A 25815-nucleotide genomic window follows, 5' to 3' on the forward strand; every position below is an offset into this window, starting at 1 on the left:
CAATGCGTAAAGACACCGTGGTGGTCGCCGGCGGCCGCCCCGACCACGAACACGACGCGCCCGTGAACCCGCCCGTGGTGCTGACCTCCACCTACCGGGGCACCGGGGAGCTCGACCCCGCGGACCGCACCTACGCGCGGTTGACCAACCCCACGTGGGAGGCGTTCGAGGACGTCCTGGCCCAGCTCGAGGAGGCCCCGTGCCCCGCGCTGTCCTACGCGTCCGGGCTCGCCGCGATCACCGCGGTGCTCACCCTCGTGCCCGTGGGCGGCACGCTCGTGCTGCCGCGCCACAGCTACCAGGGCAGCGTGGCACTCGCGCACACATGGCAGGAGCGCGGCATCTTCACGGTGCGCACCGTGGACATCACGGACACCGAGGCCACCTCCGCGGCACTCGACGGCGCGGACATGCTCTGGGTCGAGAGCCCCACCAACCCCATGCTCGAGATCGCGGACGTGCCCGCACTCGTGCGCGCCGCACGGGAAAAGGGGGTGCTCACGTGCGTGGACAACACGTTCGCCACGCCCCTGCTGCAGCGTCCCCTGGGCGTAGGGGCGGATCTGGTGGTGCATTCCGCGACCAAGTACATCGCCGGTCACTCGGACGTGTTGATGGGTGCGGTGCTGTGCGCCACGCCCGAGTTGCGGCAACGGCTGCATTCCCAGCGATCTCTCGAGGGCGGGATCCCCGGGCCCTTCGAGGCGTGGCTCGCGCTGCGCGGCGTGCGTACCCTCGCGGTGCGCGTGGAGCGTTCCATGGCCACCGCCGCGGAACTGGCCCGCCGGCTCGAGGCCCATCCCGCCGTGGCCCACGTGCGCTACCCGGGCCTCGCGTCCGATCCCGGCCACGAGCGCGCCGCCGCGCAATTGCAGGGCGGTTTCGGTTCGGTGATCTCGGTGGTCCCCCACGGCGACGTCGCTGCGGCCGAACGTCTCCTGACGGACCTTCGCGTGTGGACCCCCGCCACGTCCCTGGGCGGGGTGGAGTCCTTGATCGAGCGGCGTCGTCGCCACCACGACGAACCGGAGACCGTCCCCGAGAACCTGCTGCGCCTGTCCGTGGGGATCGAGAACGTGGAGGACCTCTGGGAGGACCTCCGGGCCGGACTCGATGCGCTCGCGGATCGATAGACTGACCCCGTGACTTCCATTCCTTGGGCCATCGTTCTGGCGAACTACCTGGACTACGCCATCACCCTGGTGGTGGCCGTCCTCGCGCTGCTCGCGGTGCTCGACTGCTTGCGGCGTTCGGCGGTGCAGTTCGAACGCGCGTGGAAGCGGACCAAGACGTTCTGGCTCGCCCTGACCGGTGGTGCCGCGGTGGTGTCCGTGTTCAGTGCAGTGTTCTCCACCCTCACGCTGCTGGCCGTGGGTGTCCCGGGGACCGGGTCGTTGATCCTGATGCTGATCGCCGCGACGATCGCCGGGGTGTACCTCGCGGACGTGCGCCCCGCCGTCTCAGGTGAGTCCAAGAACCCCGGGTACTAGTAGTAGGCATTTACCGTTCGAGGTCTCTCCCGGAGCGCATGTCGAGCCACCGTGGGGTCGACCTCCCACGGGCTCGGTGGGTCAGCCCTCGACGCGCCATCCCGGTTCGTCCGGCGCGACCGCGGACCACGACACCGTGAGTTCCCCGAGCCGCCACCGGTGGGGCCCGTGCAGTACGGGCCACCCGGCGGCGCGCAGGTCCCGGCACATCGCCGTCCAGCGCTGTCGATGACCGAATGGTGACAAGGCCGCGTTGGCCAGCCACGCGGCGTCGGCGGCCGCGAGGAATGCGTGGACCCGCTCGCCCGGAACGTTGCGGTGGATCAACGCCTTGGGCAGTCGCGCGGCCACGTCCGAGGGCACGGTGAACGCACCTGGACGCATACTCACGGTGAAGGTGCGGGGGCCCTCCACGGTGCAACACAACCACGTGGCCAGGCGCCCGATCTCGTCGCACGTGCCGTCCATCAGGACCCCGTTCGGCGCGAGCCGCCCGCACGCGAGGTGCCACGCGGCGGGGACCTCTTCCACCGGGTACTGCCGCAGCACGTTGAACGCGCGTACAAAGACCGGGGAGCGTGACCCCGAGGGGATCTCGAAGCCCCCGCACCGGAAGGACAGCCCCGGGCGGGTGTGGGGTTGGGCCGCGGCCACCCGGTCCGGGTCGATCTCGATGCCCATGACCTCCACGTCCGGGCGCACCGTGCGCGCCCGCTGCCACAGCTCGACCGCGGTGATCGGGGCCGCCCCGAACCCCAGGTCCACGAGCAGGGGGTCGTACGCCCGGCGCACGAGCGGGGCCAGGACCCCGGTGAGGTACCGGTCCGCGCGCCGGAGGCGGTTCGGGTTCGTGGTCCCGCGGGTGATCGATCCCACGGGACGGGGCTGGGTTGGCACACCCACACTGTAGTGCGCACATCACGACACGCGTTCCCTCGGTGGCCCCGGGGTGGGACAATGGCCCCATGGCTAACGATTCCGCTACCCACAAGCTCATCCTGCTGCGCCACGGTCAGTCCGACTGGAATGAGAAGAACCTGTTCACGGGCTGGGTGGACGTCCCGCTCACGGACAGGGGCCGCGCCGAGGCCACCCGCGGCGGTGAACTGATCGCTGAGAACCAGCTGCTGCCGGACGTGGTGCACACGTCCCTGTTGCGCCGCGCCATGAACACCGCCAACCTCGCGCTCGACGCCGCGGACCGCCTCTGGATCCCCGTCAAGCGGTCGTGGCGGCTCAACGAGCGCCACTACGGTGCCCTGCAGGGCAAAAACAAGGCGGAGATCCGCGAGCAGTACGGCGAGGAACAGTTCATGGTCTGGCGCCGTTCCTACGACACCCCGCCGCCCGCCCTGGACGATTCCTCCGAGTGGTCGCAGGCCGGGGATCCCCGCTACGCGGACGTTGCCGACCTGCCCCGCACCGAGTGCCTCAAGGACGTCCTGGAGCGGTTCCTGCCGTACTGGGAGGAGCAGATCGTCCCCGATCTCAAGAGCGGCAGGACGGTCCTCGTGGCCGCGCACGGCAACTCGCTGCGCGCACTCGTCAAGCACCTGGACGGCATCTCGGACGACGACATCGCCGGGCTGAACATCCCCACGGGCATCCCGCTGTACTACGAGCTGGATCAGAACCTCAAGCCCGTGACCCCCGGTGGGCGCTACCTGGACCCGGACGCCGCCGCCGAGTCCATCCAGGCCGTGGCCAACCAGGGCAAGAAGTAACCCTTCTGGCACCGTGAAGAATCCCCGGCACACTTCGGTGCCGGGGATTCTCATTGTCGCCGTGTCTCGCGGGGCCGCGTGTACGCCGCCGTTCGGAGCGATCGGACGACGCCGCTCGGGCCGGTCCCCGGATGATCCCACCCGGGGCGCGCCGTCACGGGTTCCGGCGGCTCACGCCACCGGGACCCGCACCGCTCACTCGCCGGCGTCGGCGCCGATGTGTCCGTGGCCGGTGGGGTGGCTGTCGGTCGCGGGGGCCCAGTCGCCGGTCACGAGGTAGGAGACCTTGCGGGCCACGGAGACGCCGTGGTCACCGATGCGTTCGAGGTAGCGGGAAGCGAGCGTGACGTCCACCGCGGTGGGCACGGAGGAATCCCAGTTGGGATCCGCGAGCATCTCGAACACCTGCTGGTGCTTGAGGTTCAGCTCGGACTTCAGGGCGAAGATCTGGTCCGCCTCGGAGATGTCCCGGTCCTCGAGCACGGAGATCACGCGCTCGACCAGACGCGCGTCGATGTCGAACATCTCCTCGAAGTGCCCACGCATGGCCTCGGGCAGGACGGGCTCGGGGAAGCGCAACCGGGCCAGCTGGGCCAGGTGACGGGCCAGGTCGCCCATGCGCTCGAGCGAGGCACTCATACGCAACGCGCCCACGATCATGCGCAGGTCGGAGGCCACGGGGGACTGCAGGGCCAGGATGTCGATGGAACGCTCATCGAGATCGTTCTGCAGGAAGTCGATGCGAGCGTCGTTGGAGATGACCTCTTCGGCCACCTGGATGTCGGCGTCGAGGAATGCGGTGCGGGCGCTGCCCAATGCCTGCTGCACGAGCGTGGCGATCTGAATCAGCTCCTCACCGACCTGGTGGAGCTCAGCCTGGAAAACCTTACGCACAGGGGGCGTCCTTTCGTTCATGGCAAGTCCTGGTCCGTAGCCTACGCGGGTTGAGTGGGCCGGGTGCCATCGGGATGTCATCGGGGGAGCGGCACGACGAATTCGCACGCGCCCGACCAGGTTCACAGGCTGCCGTGAACGAATCGTCATCCCCAGGTGAACGTTCGTTGAACCGGCCCCCACGGGGCGCGGATGACCGGGGTGCGTCCGGGCGGGCCGTCTAAGCTGACACCGTGAGCGATACGTCGATTGCCCTGCTGGCCGGTTTCATCGGCTTCTTGCTCGGCATCAGCGGGGTGATCGCCGTGCGGGTGAGCCAGCGGCGTCGTCATTCGCTGGCGGACGTCCAGGAACCCACGCTGCCCGAGGGCACCGCGGAGATCCTCGCGGCACTGGGCCTCGCGTACGTCGTGGTCGACGGCGTGGACGGCGTCGTGCGCGCGTCCCCCGCGTCCTACGCGTACGGGATTGTGCGCGGGCACACGGTGGTGCACCAGGACCTGCTGGAGATGATCCGCAATACGCGCCGCAACGGCGTCGTGGAGGAGAAGCGCCTGGAGCTGACCCGCGGGCAGTTCCAACACGGGTCGATCGTGCTGGACGTGCGGGTCGTGACCATCGCGGACGAGTACATCCTGTTGCTCGCGGACGACCAGACCGAGATCGTGCGCGCCCAGTCCATCCGCACCGACTTCGTGGCCAACGTCTCCCACGAGTTGAAGACGCCCGTGGGCGCCATCAGCCTGTTGTCCGAGGCCATCGAGGACGCTGCGGAAGACCAGGACGCGGTCCGCCACTTCGCCGCGAGCCTGCAGCGCGAGTCCATGAGGCTGAGTGCGCTCGTGCAGGACATCATCGAACTGTCCCGGTTGCAGGCCACGGACGTGGTGGCCAAAGGCACTGCCGTGGATCTCAACCGCGCAGTGCGTGAGGCCGTGGACCGGAACAAACTGGCCGCGGAGGCCAAGAACATCAGCATCAAGGTGGGCGGGCGGATCGAGACCCCCGTGTTCGGGGACCCGGACATGCTCGTGACCGCGGTGCGCAACCTGATCGACAACGCCGTGCGGTACTCCCCGGAGAACACCCGCGTGGGCATCGGCCTGCGGGAGCGGGAGGGGATGGCGCACATCACCGTCACGGATCAGGGCCCCGGCATCACGGAGACCGAGCAGGACCGGATCTTCGAACGTTTCTACCGGGTGGACAGCGCTCGGTCCCGCCAGACCGGGGGTACCGGTCTGGGATTGAGCATCGTCAAACACGTCATGGCGCAGCACGGCGGGGAGGTCTCCGTGTGGTCCCAGCCGGGCCGGGGGTCCACGTTCACCCTCGTGCTGCCGCCCATGGAGGAACCCGAGGACCAGGCGGAGCCCCCGCGCGGAGGGCTGCGTAAACAGCGAGTGGAGGAGCGCGCGTGACCCAGATTCTCATGATCGAGGACGAGGAATCCCTGAGCGACCCGTTGGCGTACCTGCTGGGCCGTGAGGGGTTCGAGGTCACCGTGGTCGCGGACGGGCTCGAGGCCGTGGCGCAGTTCGACCGCACGGGGGCGGACCTCGTCCTGTTGGACCTCATGCTGCCCGGCCAGTCAGGGACCGAGGTCTGCAAACAGATCCGGCAGCGCTCCACGGTCCCGATTATCATGCTCACCGCCAAGGACGCGGAGATTGACAAGGTGCTCGGGTTGGAGCTCGGCGCGGACGACTACGTGACCAAGCCGTATTCGTCGCGCGAACTCGTGGCGCGGATCCGGGCGGTGCTGCGGCGGCATTCCGAACCGGAGGAACTGATCACGGCCACGGTCGCCGCGGGTCCCGTGCGGATGGACGTCGAGCGTCACGTGGTCCACGTGGGCGGGGAGCCGGTGGCCATGCCGCTCAAGGAGTTCGAACTGCTGGAGATGCTGCTGCGCAACGCGGGCCGCGTGCTCACCCGGGGCCAGCTCATCGACCGGGTGTGGGGTTCCGACTACGTGGGGGACACCAAGACCCTGGACGTGCACATCAAGCGGCTGCGTTCCAAGGTGGAACCGGAGCCGTCCGCGCCGCAGCACATCGTGACCGTGCGCGGTCTCGGGTACAAGTTCGAGCCCTGATCCCGACGCCTCCACCGAGCGGCACCCGTATGACGTAAGAACCGCACCCTTAGCAGGGTGCGGTTCTTACGTCTGTACACCGGTCTGAGAAAGCGAGCGCCCGGACCCTCGTGTTCGGGGCCCGGGCGCTCGCTCGATCGCGCCGGTTGGCGCGGGTGGTGTGAGGGGTCAGTGCCCGCCGTGCGCCTCGCCCGCGGGGGCCGGGGTGTTGGAGGGGTTGGCCGGGGTGGACGGTGCGCCGCCGGGCACGAAGGATGCGTAGCGCGGGTAGGTGTGGTCCAGGACGGGGACCTGGGTGGTCTGGTCCTGGTCGTCCGCGGTGAACGTGGTGTCCACCATCAGGCCGGGGTTCGCGCCGGCTCGGTCCAACAGCACGGGCCGGGACTTCTCCAGCACGACCTCCTGGTTGGCGGGGACCTCCACGCTCGCGCGGGCGCCGTTGGCGTCCATGGTGACGGTTTCGGTCTGGTCGCCGGTGTTGATCAGGGTGCCCAGCACGCGGCCCTCGGAGTTCTCGTCCTCGGCGACGACCAGGATGTTGCGCAGCTGGACGTCGCCCAGGTCCATCTGGATCCCGTCCGTCGGGGCGTAGCTGTCCATGGTGGCCTGCGGGCTGATGTACGCGCACCCGCTCACACCGGTCAGGACGGCGAGTGCCGCCGCACCCATTCCGAGGTGCTGCAACTTCTTGTGGGCGGCGTTCTTCACGGCACGAACTCCTCGGGCTCTCTGACAGCGGGTGCAAAATCTGCAGTCAGTCTATCGGTTTGGCCACGGATCGTCTGCATCAGCGCCCCGTTCGTGGCGCGCCCGTGGGCCCGTGGTGCGCGCGCTTATGGAGTGACGACGACGCCGCACGGCCGGGTCACGCACACCCACCCGGGCGCTGCCCGGGTGGCCTCCATAAGGCCCCGTGATGCGGTCCGTGGAGCGGCCACGGACGGGGCTCGCGGAAAGGTGGGCAATCATACACCGTGGTAGACTTGGCGGGCTGAAAGGGGTTTGTGCATGGTTTTTGAGGTTGGCGAAACGGTTGTCTATCCGCACCACGGTGCCGCAACTATCGAGGAGATCAAGACTCGAACCATCAAGGGTGAGGAGAAGATGTATCTCCGGTTGAAGGTCACCCAGGGCGATCTCATGATCGAGGTCCCGGCGGAGAACGTCGATCTCGTGGGTGTACGGGACGTCGTGGACGAGGAAGGCCTCAAGGAGGTCATCGCGGTCCTGCAGGCCAAGGACGCCGAGGAAGCCTCCAACTGGTCGCGCCGCTACAAGGCCAACCTCGAGAAGCTCGCCTCCGGCGACGTCCTCAAGGTCGCCGAGGTCGTGCGTGACCTGTGGCGCCGCGATCGCGGCAAGGGCCTCTCCGCCGGCGAGAAGCGCATGCTGACCAAGGCCCGCCAGATCCTCACCTCCGAGCTGGCACTGGCCAAGAAGATCGACGAGGAAGAAGCGGAGAAGCGCCTGGACGACATCCTGTCCGCGGCCTGATTCCCGCAGCACGTCTTCGTGTCCCAGATTTCCGACCTCGCGAGCCCGTCCGCCATGGACGGGCTCGCGGTCATTGTGGTGGCCGCCGGTTCCGGCACGCGGCTCGGGTACGGGATGCCCAAGGCGCTCGTCCCCGTGGCCGGTCGACCGATCCTGGAGCACGCGCTTGCCACGGTGCGCGGGACCCTGCCCGGTGCCGCGATGATCGTGACCGTGCCCGCCGGAGACACGGACCTCACGGCCGTCGCGCGCGCCGCGGGGGCCGCGGCCGTGACCGGGGGTGCCACACGCGCCCAGTCGGTCGCGGCGGCACTGACCGCCCTGCCCGCGGGTGTCACCCACGTTCTGGTGCACGACGCCGCTCGCTGTCTCACCCCGCCCGCCGTCCTCGAGCGGGTGGTCACCGCCCTGCATACGGGTGCACAGGCCGTGGTTCCCGTGACCCCGGTGACCGACACCGTGCGCGGGGTGGACACCCACGGGCGCAGTACCGGGACGGTGGACCGGGCGGGGCTGCGCAGCGTCCAGACACCCCAGGGTTTCGACCGTGCACTGCTCGAACGGGTGAACCGCGCGGCCGGTCTGCTCCCGAACGGCCCACTGGACGCCACGGGGGAGGACCCCCAGCTCGGGCACAGTGTTCGAACGGCAGAGGCGGTCACCACGGCGACGGGTTCCGCAGGGGATCCCGAAGGCATCACGGACGATGCGAGTCTTGTGGAACTGTTCGCCCCCGAACACCCCGTGGAGTTCGTGGCCGGGGACGAGGAGTCCTTCAAGATCACCCGTCCCCTGGACCTGGTACTCGCCCACGCGATCGTGCGTGAGCGGGACTCAGCCTGTCCGGCACAATGGCCGCATGACTGACGCAACCCCAGGCCCCGCCGATCCATCGACCCCGGAACCCGGGCCGTACCCCGTCCCGCTCGTGGGGATCGGGGTGGACGTGCACGCCTTCGGCCCGGAGGGCACCCCGCTGTGGATCGCCGGACTCATGTGGCCCGGCGAGCGGGGACTGAGCGGGCACTCGGACGGGGACGTCGTGGCACACGCCGCGGCGGACGCGCTGTTTTCCGCGGCCGGCGTGGGGGACCTGGGAGCGCACTTCGGAACGGACCGCCCGGAGTTCGCGGGGGCCTCGGGGTGTCGGATCCTCTCGGAGGCAGTGCGGATCGTGACCGAGGCCGGCTTCCGGGTGGGCAATGTCTCCGTCCAGCTCGTGGGCGACCGACCCAAGTTCTCCCCGCGGCGGGACGAGGCCGCCGCGGTGCTCACGGAAGCGGCCGGCGCGCCGGTGCACCTGAGCGCGACCACCACGGACGCCCTGGGGCTCACGGGCCGGGGCGAGGGTCTCGCGGCGATCGCCACCGCGATCGTGTTCCCGCGCAGCTGAGCCCAAACGGGCGGCGACCGAGCCCACCGGCCGCAACCCAGCAGACCGGTCGAGTCCACCGGGGGAGCCCGCCAGTAGTGTCGGGCGACCGAACCCGCCCGCCGCGAGCGTGCGGCGCCACCCCGTTAGACTGGCAGGGTGACTTTGCGCTTCTACGACACCGCTTCCGCGACCGTCAAGGACTTCGTCCCCGTGCGACCCGGCGAGGCGGGCCTCTACTACTGCGGTGCCACGGTGCAGGGCGCACCGCACATCGGCCACGTGCGTTCCGCGCTCGTGTTCGACATCCTGGCCCGCTGGCTGCGCTTCCGTGGCTACGAGGTCACCACGGTGCGCAACGTGACGGACATCGACGACAAGATCCTGGCCAACGCGCACGCCTCGTTCGAGAACGACTACCAGGGTGACCACCCGCGCGAACCGTGGTGGGCGCTGGCCTACCGGTTCGAGCGTGTGTTCGGGCGGGCCTACGCCGCGCTCGGTATCGAGGCCCCCACGTACGAACCCCGGGCCACGGGCCACGTCCCGGAGATGCACTCGCTGATCCAGGAGCTGATCGACGCCGGGCACGCGTACCCCGCACTCGACGATTCCGGCGATGTCTACTTCGACGTCCGTTCATGGCCCCGCTACGGCGAACTCACCCGGCAACGCGTGGAGGACATGCAGGACGCCCCGGACGCCGATCCCCGCGGCAAGCGCGATCCCCGCGACTTCGCGCTGTGGAAGGGACACAAGGAGGGCGAGCCCGCCACGGCGTCGTGGGATTCCCCGTGGGGCCGCGGCCGCCCCGGCTGGCACCTGGAGTGCTCGGCCATGGCCCACAAATACCTGGGCGCGCACTTCGACATCCACGGCGGCGGCCTAGACCTGCGCTTCCCGCACCACGAGAACGAGCTCGCCCAGTCCACCGCGGCGGGCCGCCCGTTCGCCAACTTCTGGCTGCACAACGGGCTCGTGACGTACGAGGGCGAGAAGATGTCCAAGTCGATCGGCAACACGGTCTCCCCGGCGAGCATGCTCGAGGAAGCACGGCCGCTCGCCGTGCGCTACTACCTGGGCCAGGCCCACTACCGTTCCGTGCTGGACTACCGGCCCACGTCCCTGCGGGAGGCCACCGCCGCCGTCGAGCGCGTGGAAGCCGTCCTCGCGGCCGCGCAGCATTCCGGACTCAGCGTGTCCTGGGAGCACGCGGATGTGCCTGAGGAGTTCGTCGCGGTCATGGACGACGACCTCAATGTGCCCCGCGCGCTCGCGGTGCTGCACGAGACGGTGCGCGCGGCCAACACGGCTCTCTCGGGCCCGGAGGCCGCGACCGCCCAGCCGCTCGTCTCCGCGATCGCGGGCATGTCCGACGTCCTGGGATTGCTCCCCTTGATGAGTCTCGACGGCGCTCGGGACGCCGACGGCGCCGAGCACCGCGCGCTCGACTCCCTCGTCCAGGACCTGCTGGCCCAGCGTGCCGCCGCGCGTGAGGCGAAGGACTGGGCGCTCGCGGACCGGATCCGGGACCAGCTGGCCGCTGCCGGCGTCGTCGTGAAGGACGGCGCCCGGGGGTCCGAGTGGTCCGTGGGGGGATGAGCCTGGCCTAAACTGGAGCCAGATCGCCGACCACCCCGGGGCGGCCCGCGGGCCGTGACCCGTGACAGACACGGAGTACTGACCATGGCCCAGAAGAACCGACCCGGAGCCACGCGCAAGAAGAAGGGTCCGGTCGTGGGTAGCGGCGGCCAGCGCCGCAAGGGCCTGGAGGGCCGCGGCCCCACGCCCAAGGCCGAGGACCGCGTCTACCACAAGGCGTACAAGGCCAAGCAGGCGGTCGCGCGCAAGCAGCAGAACCTGCACCGGCGTCCGTCCCGCACGGGGGCCGGGCCCATCAAGGAGGACCTCGTCACGGGGCGCAACGCCGTGCTGGAGGCCCTGCGCGCAGGGGTGCCCGCCAAGACGTTGTTCGTGGCCACCAAGATCGAGATGGACGACCGCGTCAAGGACATCCTGCAGTTGTGCGCCGAGGCTCAGGTGCCCACGCTCGAGGCCTCGCGCGGCGAGCTGGACCGGCTCTCAGCGGACGCGATCCATCAGGGTGTGGTGCTGCAGGTCCCGCCGTACGACTACCAGGACGCGGACGAGCTCGCGGCCTCCCTCATGGCCGACCGGGACGAGGATTCCCGCCCGCCCCTGCTCATCGCGGCGGACGGGATCACTGATCCCCGCAACCTGGGTGCGATCATCCGCAGCGTCTCCGCGTTCGCCGGGGACGGGGTCATCCTGCCCGAGCGCCGCTCCGCCGGGGTCACGGCCACGGCGTGGAAGACGAGTTCGGGTGCTGCGGCGCGCGTCCCCGTGGCCAAGGCCACGAACCTCACGCGCACGCTCGAGAACTGCAAGAAGCAGGGCTACTTCGTGGTCGGCCTCGACGGCGGCGGGGACGTGGACCTGCCGCAGCTCGAGTTGGCCACCGAGCCCCTCGTGGTGGTCGTGGGTTCCGAGGGCAAGGGCCTGTCCCGCCTGGTGACAGAGCACTGCGACGCGATCGTGTCGATCCCCATCGAATCCGCGATGGAATCCCTCAACGCGTCCATGGCGGTGGGGATCACGCTGTACGAGATCGCGCGCCGGCGTGCAAGCGCGTAGTTATCCGCTGGGCGTCCACCCCTCCCCGTCCGGGGACGGGACCGCCAACGTCGCGGTGTACGCCCCGGGACTGACCGAGGTGGACCTCATGTTCCGGCGCCCCGGTGAATCGTGGCAGCGGTTACGGCTCGCGGGGGAGAACCACGGGATCCATTACGCGACCGTCTCGCGCCCACGCCATGTGCCGGAAGTGGAACTCACCCCGGACGAGCTCGCACGGGACGTGTGTCCCGCGATGCCCGAGGGGACCGAGTACGGATTCGTGAGTGCCCGGCCCGAGGGCAGTCCCGTGCCGGATCCGGCGTACGAACCGGTCCTGCTGGACCCCTACGGGCGGGGACTGACGCGTGTGGCGCCACCGCGCGACGTCGTCAATCCCGGTGCGGACGCCTACGGCGGGGAGTACGTCTCCGTGGTGGTCGCCCAGGACCACGAGTGGCGCGACCACGACCGGCCCCGGCCGGCGTGGCGCGAGACCGTGATCTACGAGGCCCACGTGAAGGGCCTTACCATGCTGCACCCGGGGATCCCTCACGAGCTGCGCGGCACCTACGCGGGACTCGCGCACCCCGTGATGCTCGAGTACCTGCGCAGCCTGGGGATCACCGCGGTGGAGTTGTTGCCCGTGCACGCCCACCTGGACGAGGCCCACCTGACCGCGAATGGGCTCACCAACTACTGGGGGTACAACACCCTCGCGTTCTTTGCACCCCATGCGGGGTACGCGACCAAGGCCGCCCAGGAGGCCGGGCCCACCGCGGTGCTCAACGAGTTCAAGGCCGCCGTGGACGCCTTGCACGGCGCGGGGCTGCAGGTGTTCCTGGACGTCGTGTACAACCACACCGCAGAAGGCGGACCCACACAGCGCCCGTACTGCTGGCGCGGGCTCGGGGACCGGGGGTACTACCGCCACGACGAGCACGGCAACTACGTGGACGTGACCGGGTGCGGCAATTCCATGGATTTCGGCAACCCCCAGGTCGTGCGCATGGCTCTGGACTCCCTGCGCTACTGGGTCACGCAGTGCCACGTGGACGGCTTCCGCTTCGACCTGGCCCCCGAACTGGGCCGCGACGAGCACCACCACTTCACGCGCAACCACCCGTTCTTCGTGGCGATCGCCGCGGATCCGGTGCTGCAGGGCGTGCGGATGATCTCCGAACCGTGGGACGTGGGCGCCGGTGGCTGGCAGACCGGGCGCTTCCCCACCGGCTGGGCGGACTGGAACGACCACTACCGGGACACCGTGCGGGACTTCTGGCTCTCGGGTCAGCGCACCATGCGTCGCGGGGGCGGTGGGGGCACCGCCGGTCGGCTCGCCGGGGCGATTTCCGGGTCCGCGGACTTGTTCGCCCCGCACGGGCGCACCACGCTGGCCTCGGTCAACTTCATCACCGCGCACGACGGGTTCACGCTCTACGACCTCACGGCGTACGACGCCAAGCACAACGAGGCCAACCGCGAGAACAACGCGGACGGCACCAACGACAACCACTCGTGGAACCATGACCACGAGGGCTTCTCCCCGGACGTGCGCGTGCGGGCCGCCCGCGCGGCCACCGCGCGCAACATGATGGCCACCCTGTTGTTCTCGCAGGGCATCCCCATGATCACCGCGGGGGACGAGCTGTTGCGCTCCCAGGAGGGCAACAACAACGCGTACTGCCAGGACAACCGGCTCTCGTGGGTGGACTGGCGACTCACACCCCTGGATCGGTCCATGCTACGCACGACCCAGCGGCTCATCCGGATCCGCCGGGCCTTCCTGGCGAGCCAACCCCGGGACTTCCCCACGCGCCCCCGGGACGTGGTGCTCAATTGGTACGCGAGTTCCGGGGAGCCCATGAGCGACGATCTGTGGCAGACGGACGGGGTCCGTGCGCTGCAGATCGTGATCGGCGCGCGCGGGGGTGACCTCGCGGGACTGTTCGTGCTCAACGGCACCGCATCGCCCGTGGCCGCGGTGTTGCCGCGCTTCGAGAACCTGGCCGGCTCGGACGTGGAGGGGGCCTCGTACCGGCTCGTGCTCGCCACGGACCCTCAGCTCGACGAACTGACCGGCAACCGATGGCGTGCCGGGGAGGAGCTCACGGTCCCGGCACAGAGCATCGCGATGTTCGCGATCGCGTGAACCGGGCGGGCCGGACGTCAGTCCCCGGCGTTGCGCACGAGAGCGAGTTCGGCCGGTGAGGCCAACTCGTCGTGGCGCGGCAACACCCTCACGGTGTACCCGAACGGGCCGGAGCGGTCGATCGTGATGGGCCCGGAGAACGTCATGCGTCCCCCACCCAGCTCGGTCACGTCCTCGAGCGTGGCGTAGGACCGTTCGTGGATGTGATCGGTTTCCGAGACGCGCCCGTAGCTGACCTGCACGGTCACGTCCTCGGGGGTCAGCTCGCCCAGATCTACGTACGCGTTGACCGTGAGCTCGTCACCGATCTGCGGTTCCTGGCGCACACCGTGTGCGTCCACGTGCTCGATCCGCAGCTGCGGCCACGCGGTACGCACGCGCTCGACCCAGTGGGCCGTGCCGCGGGCCAGGGCGCCGTCGTCCGTGGTCACGCGCCGGCCGGCGACGCACGCGGGGACGTACAGCTCGTTGACGTAGTCGGTGAGCATCCGCCGGGCGGAGACCTTGGGCCCGAGGGTCGCGAGCGTGTGGCGCACCATGGCGAGCCACTGGTGCGGCACGGTGCTCGCTCGCGACGGCGCGGTGTCGGGTCCGGCCGCGGTCGTGGCGTCCTCGGAACCGTCACCGTAGAACCGCGGTGCCACGTGGCTCTCGATGAGTTCGTACAGCGCGGCGGCCTCGATGTCATCGCGCTCGTCCGTGCCGGCCTTGTTGTCCGCGGTGGGGATGGCCCAGCCGTTCTGCCCGTCGTACATCTCGTCCCACCACCCGTCCAGGACGGAGAGGTTGAGCCCGCCGTTGATCGCGGCCTTCATCCCGGAGGTCCCGCACGCCTCGAGCGGACGCAGCGGGTTGTTGAGCCACACGTCGCACCCCGGGAACAGGACACGCGCCATGGCGATGTCGTAGTTGGGCAGGAACACGATCCGGTGACGCACCTGCGGATCGTCCGTGAACCGTACGAGGTCCTGGATCATCCGCTTGCCCATCTCGTCCGCGGGGTGGGACTTGCCCGCGACCACCAACTGCACGGGGCGGCGGGGGTCCAATAGGATCCGCTTGAGCCGTTCCGGGTTGCGCAGCATGAGCGTGAGCCGCTTGTACGTGGGGACGCGGCGTGCGAAACCGATGGTCAGCACGTCCGGGTCCAGCACGGACTCCGTCCAGCCCAGTTCCGCGTCCGCGGCACCGCGGCGCTTCCACGAGGCCCGTAGACGCTCGCGGACGTCGTGCACGAGGCGTTCCCGCAGGGCGCGGCGGGTGGCCCAGAGCTCGGCGTCGGACACGTTGTAGATCCTGCGCCAACGAGCGGCCGGGTTGGTGTCGTTCTCCTCCGGGTCCACGGCCATGCGCCACACGGCGGGGTCGATCCAGGAGGGGACGTGCACGCCGTTGGTCACCGAGGTGATCGGGACCTCCTCGGTGTCGAAGCCCTCCCACAGCCCGTGGAACATGGACCGGGACACGGCACCGTGGAGCTCGGCCACGCCGTTGGCACGCTGGGCGAGCCGCAGCCCCATGACCGCCATGTTGAATTTGCTCGGGTCACCGCCCGGCATGGTCTCCGCACCCAGCTCAAGCACGCGCTCGGAGGGGACATCCGGGGCGAGCCCCGCGGCGAGGACGTGGGCGATCTGATCACGTTCGAAGCGGTCGATGCCGGCCGGGACCGGGGTGTGGGTCGTGAACACGGTCGCGGCGCGCACCGCGGTGAGTGCTTCCTCCCACATCATGGCCTGGGCGTCGGCCCCGGGGTTCATGAGTTCCTGGATCCGCTCGACGCCCAGGAAACCCGCGTGGCCCTCGTTGCAGTGGTAGACCTCCGGCGTGGGCGCACCCGTGATCCTGCTGTGCGCGCGCAGCGCCCGGATCCCTCCCATGCCCAGCAATAGTTCCTGGTACAACCGGTGGTCGCTGCCGCCGCCATACAACCGGTCGGTGACGTTGCGTGCGGCGTCGTCGTTTTCGCTGATGTTGGAGTCCAGCAGTAGCAGCGGCACGCGGCCCACGTCCGCCCGCCAGATCTGCGCGGACAGCGTGCGGCCCTCGGGCAGCGGTAGAACCACGCGCGCGGGCGTACCGTCCGCTTCGCGCAGCAGGGTGAGAGGGAGTTCGTCCGGGTCCAGCACCGGGTAGGTCTCCTGCTGCCAGCCGTCCCGGGACAGCGACTGCTTGAAGTACCCGGCCTGGTACAGCAATCCCACGCCCACTACGGGCACGCCCATGTCGGACGCGGTCTTCAAGTGGTCCCCGGCGAGGATCCCGAGTCCGCCCGAGTACTGCGGAAGCGCGGACGTGATGCCGTACTCGGCGCTGAAGTACGCCACGGCCGCCGGGGCGTCCTCGCCCTGCGTGCGCTGGTACCACTGGGGTTCGGTGAGGTAGGTGTCCAGATCGGCGTCGAGGTCGCGGATGCGTGCCACGAGCTCGGGGTCCGCGGCGATCTGCTGGATCTCCTCGCGCGTGAGCGAGCCCAGGAGCTTGACGGGGTCCCCGTGGACCGCGTCCCACGCGTGCGGGTTGAGTTCGGCGAAGAGGTCCTCGGTGGGCTGATGCCACGTCCATCGGAGGTTCTTGGCCAATCGTGAGAGTGCGGCGATCGACTCGGGCAGGACGGTGCGGACGGTGAACCTGTGGATGGCCTTCACGGTCCCGAGCCTAGCGGCTTCGGCCCCGCCGCTCCAGGGGGTCCGACGTGTGACGCGAGCGCGTCGCCGTCGCGGTTCGGGGACCACGGCCACGGCCTTATGAATCGGGGCGTTTGTCGCTAACGTTGGTCTCGTGTCGCAGCAGAACTCACAGCCCCAGGGCCGCCGTCCGTCCTCAGATCCCGTACCGGATCCCCACGCGGGCGATGCCCACCCGGACGTCGGGTCCCGCTTGACCCCGCCGGTCCCGGCCACGGGCGTTCCCGACGTCGCCCCCTCGGTACGCCGAGCGGAGGCCCACGACGATGCCGCTCGCGTCCCGTCCGCGCCGGAGGCAACCGAAGCGGCGTCGTCCGCCGGTGCCGGGAAGCCGGACGCCCACGCATATGCGGAACCGGGTGCGGCCGAGGAGGTCGCTGCGGTCGTACCACCTACCGAGGACACCGAATCCGAGGCGCAGCCCGCATCCGACCAACAGTCCGCGCCCGGAGCGCAGCGCGAGCCCGACACGCAGTACGAGCCCGACACTCAGTCCGCACCTGATCCGCACGCCGAAGCCGCGGCGCAGGCCCCGGCCGAGCAGGACACCGATTCCGGGGACGACGAGCACCTGGCGGACTTCCCGTCGGACGATCTCGTGTACGGGCGGATCCCCGTGACGGACGTGAGCCCCGTGATCGAGGGTGGGCGTTTCCCCGCCACGGCCGTTCCCGGTGAGGACATCCGCGTGAGCGCGACCGTGTTCCGCGAGGGTCATGACTCCCTCGGTGTGACCGCGGTGTTGTACGACCCGCAGGGCCGTGAGACCCAGCGCCGACCCATGACGCTCGTGGCCCCCGGGACGGACCGCTACGAGGCGTGGCTGCGTCCCGAGCACGAGGGCCCCTGGAGTTTCGCGGTGGAGGGCTGGTCGGATCTCTACGACACGTGGCACCACGCCGCGCAGATCAAGTTGGGGGTCGGCCAGGACGTCGAGCTCATGTTCCAGGAAGCGGCCCTGCTCTTCGACGCCGCCTCCAAGGAGTCCGATCGCGCGACCGAGGAGGCCCGGGTCTTCGAGGACGCCGCCGAGGCGATGGCGGACACCGACCGCACGCCGGAACAGCGGTGGGGGATCGCCACGTCCCCGCAGCTCCTGGACTATGTCCGTGAGCGGCCGCTGCGTGATCTGCTCAGCTCGTCCCCGCGTTACCCGCTCGGCGTCGAGCGTGAGGCCGCGGGTCGTGGTGCGTGGTACGAGTTCTTCCCGCGCTCCGAGGGCGCCACGTACGACCCCGAGACGGGCGAGTGGACCTCGGGGACGTTCCGCACGGCCACCGCGGCCCTGGACCGGGCCGCGGCCATGGGCTTCGACGTCGCGTACCTCCCGCCCATCCACCCGATCGGGCGCAACCACCGCAAGGGGCCGAACAACACCCTCACGGCCGGACCCCAGGACCCGGGTTCCCCGTGGGCCATCGGTGGGCCGGAGGGAGGTCACGACACGATCCACCCGGACCTCGGGAGCTTCGAGGACTTCGACGCGTTCGTCGCGCACGCCCATGATCTCGGTCTCGAGGTCGCGCTGGACCTCGCGCTGCAGGCGTCCCCGGATCACCCGTGGGTCGCCGAGCACCCGCAGTGGTTCACGACCCGCGCGGACGGCAGCATCGCCTACGCCGAGAACCCGCCCAAGAAGTACCAGGACATCTACCCCCTGAACTTCGACAACGACCCCGAGGGCCTCGCCGCCGAGATACTGCGGGTCGTGGAGCTGTGGATCGGTCACGGCGTGAACATCTTCCGCGTGGACAACCCGCACACCAAGCCCCTGTGGTTTTGGGAGTGGCTGATCGCCAGGGTGCGCAAGAACCACCCGGACACGGTGTTCCTCGCCGAGGCGTTCACGCGTCCGGCCATGATGCAGGGGCTGGCCAAGGCCGGGTTCCAGCAGTCCTACTCGTACTTCACGTGGCGCAACACCAAGGAGGAGATCGAGGAGTACCTCCAGGAGATCTCCCACGAGACCTCCGGGTTCTACCGGCCCAACTTCTTCGTGAACACCCCGGACATCCTCACCGAGTACCTGCAGTTCGGTGGCCCGGCCGCGTTCAAGGTGCGCGCGGCCCTGGCGGCCACCGCGTCCCCGCTGTGGGGCGTGTACGCCGGCTTCGAGTTGTTCGAGCACGTCGCTCGTCCCGGGGCGGAGGAGTACATGGACAACGAGAAGTTTCAGTTGCGCCCGCGCGACTTCGGCGCCGCCGTGGAACGCGGCGAGTCGCTCGCGCCGTACATTAGGCGCCTGAACCGGATCCGCAAGGACCATCCCGCACTCGGGGACCTGCAGAACCTCACGCTGCAGAATTCCACGGACGACGCCATCGTGGCCTATAGCAAGACCAAGACCGTGGAACGGGACGGCGAGCAAGTCCGGGACACCGTGATCGTGGTGCTCAACACGGACCCGCACAGCGCGCGGGAGGCCACCGTGTGGCTGGACCTCGACTCCCTGGACCTGCGGGGCCAGGACTTCAACGAGGACGGCTCTTTCTGGGTGGACGACCTGATCTCCGGTGCGAGCTGGAAGTGGGGCACCCACAACTACGTGCGCCTGGATCCGTACGTGGAACCCGCGCACGTGCTCAGCGTCCGCCGCGGGGTCAAGTGAGCGAGCGCCGTCGCGATGCGCCCCGACCGCTGAGCGCGGCGCACCACGGCGGCCCGCACCCCGCACCCGTCATGACCGACACGCACGTTTCTCCGAGAGGGCAGTCCAGCCGACCATGAGCACCACTCCTTTCCAACTCAACGCTCCCGGGCTCGCGCACGACCCGGACTGGTTCCGCAAGGCCGTGTTCTACGAGGTGCTCGTGCGAGCCTTCTCGGACGCCAACGGTGACGGCTCCGGCGACTTCTCGGGTCTGATCGACAAACTCGACTACCTGCAGTGGCTCGGGATCGATTGCTTGTGGCTGCCCCCGTTCTACGAGTCCCCGCTGCGGGACGGCGGCTACGACATCTCCGACTACTACTCCGTGCTGGACGAGTTCGGCACCGTGAGCGACTTCAAGCGACTGGTCGCGGAGGCCCACGCGCGGGGTCTGCGGGTCATCACCGACCTGCCGCTGAACCACACTTCGGACCAGCACCCGTGGTTCCAGGCCTCCCGGGAGGACCCGGAGGGGCCGTACGGCGATTTCTACGTGTGGTCGGACACGGACGAGAAATACCAGGACGCGCGGATCATCTTCGTGGACACCGAGGTCTCCAACTGGACCTTCGACCCCGTGCGGCGGCAGTTCTTCTGGCACCGGTTCTTCTCCCACCAGCCGGACCTGAACTTCGAGAACCCCAAGGTCGTCGAGGCCGTGTTCGACGTCGTGAAGTTCTGGCTGGACATGGGCATCGACGGCTTCCGCGCGGACGCCATCCCCTACCTCATCGAGGAGGAGGGGACCAACTGCGAGAACCTGCCCGGGACCCACGACTTCCTCGTGCGGCTGCGCGAGATGGTGGATCGCGAGTACCCCGGCCGCGTGATCATCGCGGAGGCCAACCAGATGCCGCACGAGGTCGTGGAGTACTTCGGCACGGAGCAGGCGCCCGAGTGCCACATGTGCTTCCACTTCCCGATCATGCCGCGGATCTACTACTCATTGCGCGATCAGAAGGCCGCGCCCATCGTCTCCACCATGGAGCACACGCCGCAGATCCCGCGGGGCACGCAGTGGGGCACGTTCCTGCGCAACCACGACGAGTTGACGCTCGAGATGGTCACGAGCGAGGAACGCCAGGCCATGCTCGGGTGGTACGCCCCGGATTCGCGCATGCGCGCGAACATCGGTATCCGACGCCGCTTAGCACCCCTGCTCGACAACTCCCGCGCGGAGCTCGAACTCGCGCACGCGCTGTTGTTGTCCCTGCCCGGGTCGCCGTTCCTGTACTACGGGGACGAGATCGGCATGGGGGACAACATCTGGCTCGACGACCGCGACGCGTCCCGCACACCCATGCAGTGGACCCCCGACCGCAACGCCGGCTTCTCCACCGCGGATCCGGGCAAGCTCTACCTCCCGGTCGTGCAGTCGCTCGTCTACAACTACACGCAGACGAACGTGGAGACGCAGCTCGCGTCGTCCTCCTCCCTGTTGCACTGGATCCGGCAGATGCTCATGGTGCGCAAGGCGCACCCGGCGTTCGGGCTGGGGGACTACGTCAACGTGAGCACGGACCACGAATCCGTCCTGGCGTTCCTGCGCCGCTTGAGCCCGCAGGACGCGGACGACGGCGTGGGGGAGACCCTGCTGTGTGTGTTCAACCTTTCCCACGTCCCCGCGAGCTGCAGCGTGCACCTGGCCGAGTACGCGGGCCGGGGCACCCGGGAACTGTTCGGCGGTGAACCGTTCGGCTCCTTCTCGGAACAGGGCGACTACCGCATCACGCTCGGTTCGCAGGACTTCTTCTGGCTCCGGTTGCGCACGACCCCCGGCACGGACGGTTCCCACCCCGAGACGGTGGCCATGCCCATCATCAAGCCCGCGCGCAACGAGTGAGCGCGCGCGGGTACGGCCCGCGCGCGAAGCAGTGATTGTCCAGACGAAAGCGGGGGACCCTCCATGACGGATCAGCAATTTCTCGACAGGTTGCGCGACTGGTTGCCGCGGCAGCGGTGGTTCCCGTTCACGGCCACCCCGGACCAGTTGCGCTTGAGCGTCGTGGGCCGCGCGACCCTGGATTCCGGCACCGGATCGCATCGCGGCACGGAACGCATCATGTTCCTGGTCCAGGTCACGGTGGGCGAGCGCAGCGAATTGCTCAACGTACCGGTCGTGCGCAGCACCGAAGCCCTGCCCGAGCTCGAGCGCTTCGCGATCGGCAGCTATTGCTCCGGCGGCCCGGACCGTCCCCTGCCCGAGCAGCTGATCGCGGGTGCGGAGGCCTCGGCCTCGTTCCTGCGCCGCGCTATCTCGCACGCGGGTTCCTTCCGCGAACGACGCCGCTCGGAGCGCTCGCGGACCGCCCAACCCATTACCTCGGAGGACTCCCCGGAGGCCGGTCGGACCGCCAGCGCCCGCGAGAAGGCCGGCGCGTCCGGTCGTAGTGAGGCCCGCGCCGATGCACAGGGCAGCGAGAGCACCACCGCGGACGAGACGGCCACGTTCCACCTCTACGACGCCGTGGGGGACCCAGGTTTCATGGACCGGGTGCTGCGGATCATGGATGCGCAGCTGACCGAGGGCGGGGTGCTGCGCCACGGGATGGGCCTGCACGGCCGCTACACCGGGGCCATGAACACGGATTATCGGATTGCCTCCGCGGATCAGGTGCGGGTGATCTCCTCAGAGCAGTCCAACACGTCCGTGATCCTCACTCCGCAGGACGCGGAGGACTCGGATTCCGCGCTGGGCGGCGACGCGGTGATCGTGAAGTTCTTCCGCGTGGTGGGGGAGGGGCGCAACCCGGACGTGGAGGTGGGCGTCAAACTCACGTCGCACGGTTCCACCGCGGTCCCGGCCACGGCTGGATGGCTCGATGCCCAGTGGCGCCAGGGTCTGGTCACCACGTCCGGTCAGCTCGCGGTGGCCGCCCAGTTCCTGGCCGATTCGCGGGACGCGTGGGCCATGGCCCTGGACGCGGCGAGCCATGCCCGGGACTTCTCCGAGCTCGCGGCCGAGCTGGGTGCCACGACCGCGCGCGTCCACGCCGACCTCCTCGGTGCCTTCGACCCCGTCTCCGCGGACGACGATGCTCGGCGCCGGTTCCTGGACGACCTCGCCTCGCGGATCCGCTGGGCGTGGGAGTCCTGCGGGGACTACTTCGATTCCTACCGGGCCGAGGTCGAGGACCTGCTCGAGCAGCTGTCCCGGATCCGGGAGATCCCCGCCCTGCAACGGATCCACGGTGATTACCACCTGGGCCAGGTGCTGCACAACGACGCCCAGGGGTTCCGGATCCTGGACTTCGAGGGTGAGCCCCTACGACCCATTAAGGAGCGTGTCCGCCCGGACGTGGCCCTGCGCGACGTCGTCGGCATGCTGCGCTCGTTCGACTATGCGGGCGCCATGGCCGCGCGCGAGCGGGACGAGGACATGAGCGCCTGGACCGACGCGGTCTCGGACGCGTTCCTCGAGGGGTACGCCCGCACGAGCGGTTCTGGCGTGGACCGGGATTCGGTGCTCTTCCGCGCCCTGTGGCTTGACAAGGGCCTGTACGAAGTGGTCTACGAGCAGCGCAACCGCCCGGGCTGGGTCGCGGTCCCGGCCGGTGCCGTGGTGCGTTCGCTTGAACGTGCGCGCTCCCGTAACGTGAGGCGTGAAACACACGAGAGCCACACACCTGCATCCAGAACCGAGGATTTCGTGACCCCTGAACACCCCGAGAACACCGGCCCCGCGGCGTCGTCGACTCCTACGGGCCCCGAATCCACGCCGACCCCGGCATCCGAGTCCGCGCAGCACGCCGACGGCCGGGCGCCGTCGGCGGAACCGCGCAACGCGCGGGGCGCTGCGTCGGAGGCGACCGGGACGAACGACGCGTCGGCTCGGACCACCGACGGTCATGACGTGACGGCCCCGGCGGAGACCGCGGGCGGGAACTACGCGTCAACTCGGGCCGGGGCTTCCCAGCAGAGCGTCGCAGCGGCGTCGGAACGGGAGCACCCCGCGAGCGGGCCCGTGCCCATGAGCGCGGACGTGCTCGCAGCGGTGGCCGAGGGGCGCTACCACGATCCCCACGCGGTGCTCGGGGCGCACTTCAACCCGGACGGTTCGGTGACCATCCGGACCCTGCGACGCTTCGCGACGCACGTCTCGGTGCGCACGCTCAACGGGACGTTCCCCCTCGAGCACGAGTGGGGTGGGATCTTCACCGGCGTGGTCCCCGCGCACGACGAGGGCAAGATCCCCGACTACCGCGTCCTGGTGACCTATGCGGGCAAGGAACCCGCCGAGGTCGACGACCCCTACCGCTTCGCGCCCACCCTGGGCGAGCTGGACCTGCACCTGATCGGCGAGGGCCGGCACGAGACCCTGTGGACCGTGCTCGGTGCTCACGTGCACCACTACCCGTCCTCCATGGGGGACGTCTCCGGCGTGAGCTTCGCGGTGTGGGCCCCCAATGCCCGGGCCGTGCGTGTGATTGGTGACTTCAACGGGTGGGACGGTTCCGAACATGCCATGCGCTCGCTGGGTTCCAGCGGTGTGTGGGAAGTGTTCGTGCCCGGCATGGGCTCCGGAGACACCTACAAGTTCCGGATCCAGGCGGCGGACGGCTCGTGGCGGGACAAGGCGGACCCCATGGCCTTCGGCACCGAGATCCCGCCGTCCACCGCGTCGCGCGTGTTCGAGTCCTCCTACGAGTTCCAGGACGACGCGTGGATGCAGGCCCGCGCGGCCAAGGATCCCCACAACGCACCCATGAGCGTGTACGAGATGCACATCGGCTCGTGGCGCATGGGTCTCGGCTACGTGGATCTCGCCCGCGAGCTCGTGCAGTACCTCACGTGGCAGGGCTTCACCCACGTGGAGTTCATGCCCGTCGCGGAGCACCCCTTCGGTGGTTCGTGGGGTTACCAGGTCACCGGCTACTACGCGCCGTCGTCGCGCTTCGGTTCCCCGGACGAGTTCCGCTACCTCGTGGACCAGCTGCACCAGGCCGGCATCGGTGTGCTCGTGGACTGGGTCCCCGGCCACTTCCCCAAGGACGAGTGGGCGCTCGCCAAGTTCGACGGGCAACCGCTCTACGAGCACCCGGACCCCCGCCGCGGCGAGCACAAGGACTGGGGCACGCTAATCTTCGATTACGGCCGCCGCGAGGTGCGCAACTTCCTCGTGGCCAACGCGAACTACTGGCTCGAGGAGTTCCACGTGGACGGGCTGCGCGTGGACGCCGTGGCCTCCATGCTGTACCTGGACTACTCGCGCAACGACGGCGAGTGGGAGCCCAACCAGTACGGCGGACGCGAGAACCTCGAGGCCATCGCGTTCCTGCAGGAGGCCAACGCCACCGCGTACCGGCGCAATCCCGGGATCGTCATGGTTGCGGAGGAGTCCACGTCCTTCCCAGGGGTCACCAAACCCACGAGCGCCGGCGGTCTCGGCTTCGGGATCAAGTGGAACATGGGGTGGATGCACGACAGCCTCGAGTACATGGCCGAGGATCCCGTCAACCGGCACTACCACCACAACAAGGCCACGTTTTCCATGGTCTACGCCTACTCGGAGAACTTCGTCCTCCCCATCTCCCACGACGAGGTCGTGTACGGCAAGGGCTCCCTGCTGCGCAAGATGCCGGGTGACCGGTGGCAGCAGCTCGCCAACGTGCGCGCGTACCTCGCATACATGTGGGCCCACCCGGGTAAACAGCTGATCTTCATGGGCACCGAGTACGCCCAGGAGTCTGAGTGGTCCCAGGAGCACGGCCTGGACTGGTGGCTCTCCGAGACCCCACCGCACCACGGCGTGCAGGAGCTGGTGAAGAGCCTCAACGAGATCTACCGCGAGACCCCGGCCCTGTACGCACGAGACAATGACCCGTCCGGTTTCGAGTGGATCGACGCCAACGACGCCAAGCGCAACACGCTGTCCTTCACCCGATGGGACGACCAGGGCAACCCGCTCGTGTGCGTGGCCAACTTCGCGGGCAACACCCACGAGCGCTTCCGGTTGGGTCTGCCGTGGGCGGGGGAGTGGGACGAGGTGCTCAACACGGACTCCGACATCTTCGGTGGTTCCGGCGTGGGCAACCTGGGCCGGGTCACCGCGGCCGAGGGTGCATACAACGGGAAGCCGGCGTCCGCCGAGGTCACCGTCCCTCCGCTCGCGGTGTTGTTCCTGAAGCCGGCCAAGGGTGCGAGCACCAGCCCGACGGCGCGCGACCGGGACTGATCAGGTCACGCATCATTGAATGCAGAACCCGCGGGAGCACGTGCTCCCGCGGGTTCTCCGTCTCCGGAGGGTTCTCCCTCTCCGGAGGGTTCGCCGTCCCAGGTTTGCCGTCTCCGGTGGGGGCGTGTAATGTCTTCTGAGTTGCCATGGCAGCGGCCGCGAAGGCCGAACGGGGCAACGAAACGGGGTCGATCCCACCACTGACGAGCCGCGCACAACGGCGAGAAGGTGTGCTAGGATGGTTCCCCGCAAGCCGCTGAAGAGCAGTGACAGCAGGAAGCAATCGAGAGTTCATGTCGAGTTGCAGCCTGGGTCACCCGCAGCTAAGCTTGCAGATCGCAACCGACCGTTGTGGCCCTGGTGAGGGGTCTGGTGGTGTGGTTTGTTGTTTGTCAACTCAATAGTGTGTCTAGTTTGTTGATACCAAAGTTTTTTGTTTTTGGTT

The 25815-nt window shown here is 69.1% G+C and carries 18 protein-coding genes; 14 read left to right on the forward strand and 4 right to left on the reverse strand.

Annotated features, from left to right (window positions below):
• Positions 1 to 2: 2 nt before the first annotated feature.
• The gene (locus RF637_RS11070) at positions 3 to 1133 is read left to right on the forward strand and encodes a PLP-dependent aspartate aminotransferase family protein (protein WP_085108318.1); all 1131 of its coding nucleotides are present in this window, start codon (positions 3 to 5) and stop codon (positions 1131 to 1133) included.
• Positions 1134 to 1142: 9 nt separating this feature from the next.
• A complete protein-coding gene (locus RF637_RS11075) occupies positions 1143 to 1490 on the forward strand; it encodes a DUF2516 family protein (protein WP_085108320.1) in 348 nt (115 codons plus the stop codon).
• An 81-nt stretch (positions 1491 to 1571) separates the two neighbouring features.
• Here the strand turns inward: RF637_RS11075 and RF637_RS11080 are convergent, their stop codons facing one another.
• Positions 1572 to 2387 (reverse strand): SAM-dependent methyltransferase, encoded by an 816-nt coding sequence (locus RF637_RS11080; RefSeq protein WP_085108356.1) that lies wholly within the window; start codon positions 2385 to 2387, stop codon positions 1572 to 1574.
• A 68-nt stretch (positions 2388 to 2455) separates the two neighbouring features.
• Between RF637_RS11080 and RF637_RS11085 the strand changes: the two genes are divergently transcribed.
• Complete coding sequence (locus RF637_RS11085; protein ID WP_167318797.1) at positions 2456 to 3214, forward strand: phosphoglyceromutase; 759 nt, start codon at positions 2456 to 2458, stop codon at positions 3212 to 3214.
• A gap of 195 nt (positions 3215 to 3409) precedes the next feature.
• Here RF637_RS11085 and phoU read toward each other — a convergent pair whose 3' ends face one another.
• Entirely contained in the window at positions 3410 to 4108 is a 699-nt protein-coding gene (gene phoU / locus RF637_RS11090) for a phosphate signaling complex protein PhoU (RefSeq protein WP_085108323.1), read from the reverse strand.
• 233 nt (positions 4109 to 4341) lie between these two features.
• Between phoU and RF637_RS11095 the strand changes: the two genes are divergently transcribed.
• A complete protein-coding gene (locus tag RF637_RS11095; RefSeq protein WP_064846277.1) occupies positions 4342 to 5529 on the forward strand; it encodes a cell wall metabolism sensor histidine kinase WalK in 1188 nt (395 codons plus the stop codon).
• Positions 5526 to 6206: a response regulator transcription factor gene (locus RF637_RS11100; protein WP_085108326.1), complete on the forward strand. Its 681-nt coding sequence runs from the start codon at positions 5526 to 5528 to the stop codon at positions 6204 to 6206. Before RF637_RS11095 ends, RF637_RS11100 begins: the two co-directional genes overlap by 4 nt.
• Positions 6207 to 6374: 168 nt before the next feature.
• Here the strand turns inward: RF637_RS11100 and RF637_RS11105 are convergent, their stop codons facing one another.
• Positions 6375 to 6914 (reverse strand): hypothetical protein, encoded by a 540-nt coding sequence (locus tag RF637_RS11105; protein ID WP_082943372.1) that lies wholly within the window; start codon positions 6912 to 6914, stop codon positions 6375 to 6377.
• 300 nt (positions 6915 to 7214) lie between these two features.
• Here RF637_RS11105 and RF637_RS11110 point away from each other — a divergent pair, with 300 nt between their 5' ends.
• The 6 genes from RF637_RS11110 to glgX all read left to right on the forward strand — a co-directional run bounded on the left by RF637_RS11110 (position 7215) and on the right by glgX (position 13858).
• Positions 7215 to 7700 (forward strand): CarD family transcriptional regulator, encoded by a 486-nt coding sequence (locus RF637_RS11110; RefSeq protein WP_064846759.1) that lies wholly within the window; start codon positions 7215 to 7217, stop codon positions 7698 to 7700.
• Between the two features lie 18 nt (positions 7701 to 7718).
• The gene (locus tag RF637_RS11115) at positions 7719 to 8567 is read left to right on the forward strand and encodes a 2-C-methyl-D-erythritol 4-phosphate cytidylyltransferase (RefSeq protein ID WP_368844852.1); all 849 of its coding nucleotides are present in this window, start codon (positions 7719 to 7721) and stop codon (positions 8565 to 8567) included.
• On the forward strand, positions 8560 to 9093 hold the full coding sequence (ispF, locus tag RF637_RS11120; RefSeq protein ID WP_368844853.1) for a 2-C-methyl-D-erythritol 2,4-cyclodiphosphate synthase: 534 nt from the start codon (positions 8560 to 8562) through the stop codon (positions 9091 to 9093). The genes RF637_RS11115 and ispF overlap by 8 nt, the downstream gene beginning before the upstream one ends.
• Before the next feature lie 138 nt (positions 9094 to 9231).
• Positions 9232 to 10674: a cysteine--tRNA ligase gene (gene cysS / locus RF637_RS11125; protein WP_368844854.1), complete on the forward strand. Its 1443-nt coding sequence runs from the start codon at positions 9232 to 9234 to the stop codon at positions 10672 to 10674.
• An 84-nt stretch (positions 10675 to 10758) separates the two neighbouring features.
• On the forward strand, positions 10759 to 11727 hold the full coding sequence (gene rlmB, locus RF637_RS11130) for a 23S rRNA (guanosine(2251)-2'-O)-methyltransferase RlmB (RefSeq protein ID WP_368844855.1): 969 nt from the start codon (positions 10759 to 10761) through the stop codon (positions 11725 to 11727).
• Positions 11714 to 13858 carry a glycogen debranching protein GlgX gene (glgX, locus tag RF637_RS11135; protein ID WP_368844856.1) on the forward strand — a complete coding sequence of 715 codons (2145 nt, stop codon included), beginning with the start codon at positions 11714 to 11716 and terminating at the stop codon, positions 13856 to 13858. The genes rlmB and glgX overlap by 14 nt, the downstream gene beginning before the upstream one ends.
• Before the next feature lie 17 nt (positions 13859 to 13875).
• Here the strand turns inward: glgX and glgP are convergent, their stop codons facing one another.
• Positions 13876 to 16506: an alpha-glucan family phosphorylase gene (gene glgP / locus RF637_RS11140; RefSeq protein WP_085108340.1), complete on the reverse strand. Its 2631-nt coding sequence runs from the start codon at positions 16504 to 16506 to the stop codon at positions 13876 to 13878.
• A 610-nt stretch (positions 16507 to 17116) separates the two neighbouring features.
• Here glgP and RF637_RS11145 point away from each other — a divergent pair.
• From RF637_RS11145 to glgB, 3 genes are all read left to right on the forward strand, one after another.
• Positions 17117 to 19153: an alpha-1,4-glucan--maltose-1-phosphate maltosyltransferase gene (locus tag RF637_RS11145; RefSeq protein WP_368844858.1), complete on the forward strand. Its 2037-nt coding sequence runs from the start codon at positions 17117 to 17119 to the stop codon at positions 19151 to 19153.
• A gap of 115 nt (positions 19154 to 19268) precedes the next feature.
• On the forward strand, positions 19269 to 21038 hold the full coding sequence (gene treS, locus RF637_RS11150) for a maltose alpha-D-glucosyltransferase (RefSeq protein WP_162229324.1): 1770 nt from the start codon (positions 19269 to 19271) through the stop codon (positions 21036 to 21038).
• Between the two features lie 63 nt (positions 21039 to 21101).
• Entirely contained in the window at positions 21102 to 25370 is a 4269-nt protein-coding gene (glgB, locus tag RF637_RS11155; protein WP_368844857.1) for a 1,4-alpha-glucan branching protein GlgB, read from the forward strand.
• Positions 25371 to 25815: the final 445 nt, after the last annotated feature.

It is taken from the genome of Kocuria sp. CPCC 204721, assembly GCF_040980945.1.
GTDB lineage: Bacteria > Actinomycetota > Actinomycetes > Actinomycetales > Micrococcaceae > Kocuria > Kocuria marina.

Excerpts from the sequence above, each read along its gene's own strand:
- RF637_RS11070 (WP_085108318.1), top strand. The coding sequence starts at position 3 with ATGCGTAAAGACACCGTGGTGGTCGCCGGCGGCCGCCCCGACCACGAA.
- RF637_RS11085 (WP_167318797.1), top strand. The coding sequence starts at position 2,456 with ATGGCTAACGATTCCGCTACCCACAAGCTCATCCTGCTGCGCCACGGT.
- RF637_RS11110 (WP_064846759.1), top strand. The coding sequence starts at position 7,215 with ATGGTTTTTGAGGTTGGCGAAACGGTTGTCTATCCGCACCACGGTGCC.
- ispF (WP_368844853.1), top strand. The coding sequence starts at position 8,560 with ATGACTGACGCAACCCCAGGCCCCGCCGATCCATCGACCCCGGAACCC.
- rlmB (WP_368844855.1), top strand. The coding sequence starts at position 10,759 with ATGGCCCAGAAGAACCGACCCGGAGCCACGCGCAAGAAGAAGGGTCCG.
- treS (WP_162229324.1), top strand. The coding sequence starts at position 19,269 with ATGAGCACCACTCCTTTCCAACTCAACGCTCCCGGGCTCGCGCACGAC.
- glgB (WP_368844857.1), top strand. The coding sequence starts at position 21,102 with ATGACGGATCAGCAATTTCTCGACAGGTTGCGCGACTGGTTGCCGCGG.